The organism is Treponema sp. R6D11 (genome assembly GCF_054786075.1).
In genome coordinates this window covers 1-2,342 of sequence record NZ_BDHD01000239.1, presented here as the reverse complement: position 1 = coordinate 2,342, position 2,342 = coordinate 1, and the positions used below count along the sequence as shown (strand labels likewise).

Genomic DNA, 2,342 nt, shown 5'->3' with positions numbered 1-2,342 from the left:
GATCTGATTTTGTCAATAAAATTGTATAGTTAAAAGAATATTAATAATAATTATTAGCATTTTTGTAACTATTTAACAAATATTTGTTTAAAAACTACATTTTTACCATTATTGACATTTGCCTGTTTTTAGGTTTAAATTAAGCTATGTTTTTAGGTTTTGGTTTTGTTCCAATCCATTGGTTATGGGTAGTTCTTACTGTATTTTTTGCAATTATCGAGGTTTTTACCTTGGGGCTTACAACTATATGGTTTGCGATAGCGGCTCTTGTCATGGTTTTTCTCTCCTTTCTGCATATACCGCTTGTTTTTCAAGTTTTGATTTTCCTTGCTATTTCCGCAGTCCTGCTTTTCTTTACCCGCCCGATAGCGATAAAAAAACTGAAAATCGGCAAGGTAAAAACCAACGTTGACAGTCTGGCAGGGAAGTGCGCCCTTGTAACAAAAAAGATTACAGAGTTTGAAAACGGAGAAGTTAAGATAAACGGCATAATTTGGACTGCAAGAACGGAAGACGGCTCTACTTTAACCGAAGGAAGCAAGTGCGAAATAGCGCGAATTGAGGGCGTTCACGCGATTGTTAAAACGTACAATGAAAATAAAAGCGGCGTATCATCTGTTGATAATTCGTCTGCTGAAAATTAATTTATAGAGAGGTATATTATGTGGTCAATTATTGTTTTATCGGCGTTTGTTTTAATTTTAATTATTTCCAACGTAAGGATTGTATCCCAATCTAACGCGTTTGTAATTGAGCGTCTTGGCGCGTATAATTCTACATGGAGTACGGGCATTCATGTAAAATTGCCGTTTCTTGATCGTATCGCAAGTACGGTTTCCCTTAAAGAGCAGGTTGCCGACTTTGCTCCCCAGCCTGTAATTACCAAAGACAATGTTACAATGATGATTGATACTGTAATTTATATGCAGATAACAGACCCAAAACTTTACACATACGGCGTTATAAACCCAATGAGCGCCATTGAAAATCTTACCAGTACCACATTACGTAACATCATCGGAGAATTGGAATTAGACGAGACTCTTACAAGCCGCGACATGATCAATACCAGAATGAGAACGGTGCTTGACGAAGCCACAGACCCCTGGGGCATTAAGGTAAACCGAGTTGAAGTTAAAAATATCGCTCCGCCCAAGAGCATTCAGGAAGCGATGGAAAAACAGATGAGAGCCGAACGCGAAAGACGCGAATCCATCTTAAAAGCCGAAGGCGAAAAACAGTCCGCCATTCTTGTAGCTGAAGGACAAAAAGCGTCGGCGATCTTAAAAGCCGAGGCGGAAAAAGCCGCGGTTATTTTGCAGGCGGAAGCCTCCAAAGAAGCGGCAATCCGTGAAGCCGAAGGAGAGGCGCAGGCAATTCTTAACGTGCAAAAGGCAACCGCAGACGGTCTTAACATGATAAAGAGTGTAAACGCCGATGATCCTCTGATTAAACTTAAAAGTTTAGAAGCGCTTCAAAAAGTAGCGGACGGGCAGGCGACAAAGATAATTATTCCTTCCGAGATACAGAATTTGGCAGGGCTTGTTACCAGCGTAGCGGAGTTGGCTAGAAAATAGAAATAATTTAAATTATAATAAATTATTAAAAGGAGAAAAAAATGAAAACTGGAAAAAAGAAAATCATCGCTTTGTTTTTCACGGTTATTTTGATTTTTGTTTTGGTAGGTCAAGTTTCTGGTCAGACAAAATTCGGACCAAAAACGGAACAGTTTTTAAAGACATTCACAAGCGACACTTACCACATGAAGTCCACTATGTCAGGCAACGGAGTTAAAGCAGACATGGAAACGTATGTAAAAGGCGGCAAGACTGCGACAGTGATGTCGTCCAAGGGGGAAACAACGCGGACGGTATTAAAAGACAAAAAAACTTATACGATACTTGATTCGCTAAAAATGATTATGATTACAGCCGCACAGAACACGCTTAGTAATGGAGCGGTAGATACCAATACGCTGACATATACAGGTTCCGGGACTGCTGTCTTTGCCGGGAAAAATCTGCCTTATGAAGAGTACACAGTTAAAACCGGCGGTAAAGCGCAATTTTTCATAGACAACAATAAACTTGCCGGTATACGGAATATTACTCCTGGACAAGGGACAGTTGACCTTGTTATTTTGGCGTTGGATCAAAATGTGCCGGACAGCGTGTTTGTTATTCCTTCAAGCGGCTATCAAGTACAGGATATGTCTGGTTTTTGATATTGATGTTTAAAATATAGGTATATGTCATTAAAACGTCGCTTATTTTAGGTTTTAATGACATATTGAGGATATTAACCATTTCTTGTATAATTCCCTTATGGTAAGTATCGCTTTT

3 protein-coding genes are annotated in these 2,342 nt (G+C 39.3%); all 3 read left to right on the top strand.

From position 1 onward, the window contains the following. Window positions 1-146 precede the first annotated feature (146 nt). The 3 genes from ACYVTD_RS11725 to ACYVTD_RS11715 are packed head-to-tail and all read left to right on the top strand — an operon-like array spanning window position 147 to window position 2,224. Window positions 147-644, top strand: coding sequence for an NfeD family protein (locus ACYVTD_RS11725; protein ID WP_461247951.1), 498 nt, complete (start codon window positions 147-149; stop codon window positions 642-644). An 18-nt stretch (window positions 645-662) separates the two neighbouring features. After that, window positions 663-1,577 carry an SPFH domain-containing protein gene (locus tag ACYVTD_RS11720; RefSeq protein WP_461247950.1) on the top strand — a complete coding sequence of 305 codons (915 nt, stop codon included), beginning with the start codon at window positions 663-665 and terminating at the stop codon, window positions 1,575-1,577. 41 nt (window positions 1,578-1,618) lie between these two features. Continuing rightward, window positions 1,619-2,224 carry a hypothetical protein gene (locus ACYVTD_RS11715; protein WP_461247949.1) on the top strand — a complete coding sequence of 202 codons (606 nt, stop codon included), beginning with the start codon at window positions 1,619-1,621 and terminating at the stop codon, window positions 2,222-2,224. Window positions 2,225-2,342: the final 118 nt, after the last annotated feature.